A 2,420-nucleotide genomic window follows, 5' to 3' on the forward strand; every position below is an offset into this window, starting at 1 on the left:
ACCAGTAAAGCATGTGCGATTCGTTGACTAGAAACCTAACCCAATAAGGGTAAAAGGGGGATTAGTCACAAGGTATTAAACCTTGATAACTTGGTAACCATGTTGGTGAAAGACCAACCCTCGCAAAATCCGAGTGACAGCCCTACCCCTAATCACTGAGAAATAACAAACTCTAGGTTAAAGCGGGGTCGAACAGCGAAGCTCTACCAGCCTAAAGGTGGGGTTAGTAGCAGGCAATAGAACTCATGGGTACGAGAGGAAGATACGTAAGAACCATCGTAACTGGTAAGTAGCGTAATAGGCTGAAACGCTGCATGCAAATAGCTATAGAACAAAACAGGATTATAGGATTATGCTTTCTTATAATGATTTTCCTGGTTCTCGGTGGAGAGTATCACCCTAAAAGTTCAATAGAATGGCTGCCAGGAACGAAGTAACTCCATAGGTGCTCTCAATGAGGTCGGTCATTGAGTAGGTAGTTAGCCGCATGGCCTATGTGAGAAGGATTGAATCAGAAGCTAACGCCTAGATTAACACCTAGGATACGCAGACAGATTCACGTGATAAGGAAAGGATATAGCAATGAGTAGCAATGAAGAAGTCTAAAGCTCGGGGGTTTACCCCACAGTCAGAATGGAACCAGGTCGATTGGCGAAAGCTAGAACGAACTGTGTTTAAGTTGCAAAAACGGATATATCAAGCCTCTCAGCGTGGCGATGTTCGCGTGGTAAGAAGGGTACAAAAAACATTGATGAAGTCCTGGTCTGCAAAAATGCTAGCGGTGAGGAAGGTAACACAACAGAACAAAGGTAAAAAGACTGCCGGAATAGACGGGAGAAAAGCTTTAACCAACAAGCAGCGCCTAGTCTTAGTAGCCAACCTTAAAATACACAAACGACCTCAACCTACCCGCAGAGTATGGATAGACAAACCCGGTCGTAAAGAAAAACGCCCCCTTGGGATACCCACCATATACGACAGAGCGCTCCAAGCCCTTACCAAACAGGCATTAGAACCTGAATGGGAAGCACGTTTCGAGCCAAACTCATACGGGTTCAGACCAGGAAGGTCATGTCATGACGCCATACAAGCAATATTTAAAAGCATCAAACAAATGCCCAAATGGGTATTAGATGCCGATATTGCCAAATGTTTTGACAAAATCAACCACGATGCTCTTCTAAATAAACTGAATACCTACCCATCCATGAAACGGTTAATCAAAGGTTGGTTAAAAGCCGGGGTAATGGATGAAGGAATATTCACATCGACAGACGAAGGTACTCCCCAAGGTGGAATAATATCTCCACTTCTGGCGAACATAGCCCTCCACGGAATGGAAAACAGGATAAAGGAATACGCCGAAACCTTACCCGGAAATAAACGGAGAAATAAAACGGCATTAAGTCTAATCCGATATGCAGATGACTTCGTCATAATGCACAAATCCAAAGAAGTGGTAGAAGAATGTCAAAGAATCATCAGAAAGTGGTTGGAAGAAATTGGCCTGGAACTAAAATCCACAAAAACCAGATTGGTACACACCTCAAACGGCTTTGAATTCTTAGGATTTAATGTACGTCAATATCAGACGGGAAGACACCAATCTAAGCAAGGATTCAAAACCCTCATCAAACCCTCGAAGAAAAGAGTGAAAGAGCATTGGGAAAAGCTATCCAAGGTCATTGACCGACACAAGGCTGCTCCCCAAAAAGCTTTAATAAGCAAACTAAAACCAATAATAAGAGGATGGTGTAACTACAACAAATGCGTTGTAAGTAAAGAAACCTTCTCAGATTTGGATAACAGGCTCTGGAACAAACTTCAAAGATGGGGATATAGAAGACATCCAAACAAATCCAAGACCTGGGTAAACAAGAAATATTGGGGAACCAAGGTTGAAAAACCTAAGAAATGGTACGAAGCTCCTAAGGTTGATAACTGGGTATTTATGGCAAGTGAAGATAATTATTTACCTAAACATGCCAAAACAAAAATAATCAGGCACAACAAAGTTAAGGGAGACAGAAGTATTTTCGATGGAGACCTCATATATTGGAACACCAGAATGCAAAAGCATCCCGAGATGACCAGTCAAAAGGGAACACTTTTGAAAAGGCAAGAAGGGAAATGCAATCATTGTGGACTCATATTCAGGGACGGGGATTTTATGGAAGTACACCACATAATACCACGCGCAAACGGTGGAAACGACCAACTCAATAATCTTGAGCTACTTCACCTACACTGCCACGATGCAAAACACAGAAAGAAAATCAATCTAACAAACTTAGATGATAATCCCTTCTAGAGGTATCAATGACAATGATTCCTTTCATGAGGAGCCGTATGACGGGAAACTGTCACGTACGGTTTTGAAGACGAGTCGGCTGGGGGCGACCCCCCGACTTAGTTTAACC

Annotated in this window: 1 protein-coding gene; it reads left to right on the forward strand. The window is 42.6% G+C overall.

What is annotated here, in order from left to right; translation table 11 throughout:
* The first annotated feature begins 592 nt into the window (after positions 1–592).
* Positions 593–2,311: a group II intron reverse transcriptase/maturase gene (gene ltrA, locus F6K49_RS41540; protein ID WP_293107023.1), complete on the forward strand. Its 1,719-nt coding sequence runs from the start codon at positions 593–595 to the stop codon at positions 2,309–2,311.
* Positions 2,312–2,420 lie beyond the last annotated feature (109 nt).

It is taken from the genome of Moorena sp. SIO3I6, assembly GCF_010672095.1.

Coding starts and splice junctions, on each gene's coding strand:
- ltrA (WP_293107023.1), top strand. CDS start 593: ATGAAGAAGTCTAAAGCTCGGGGGTTTACCCCACAGTCAGAATGGAAC.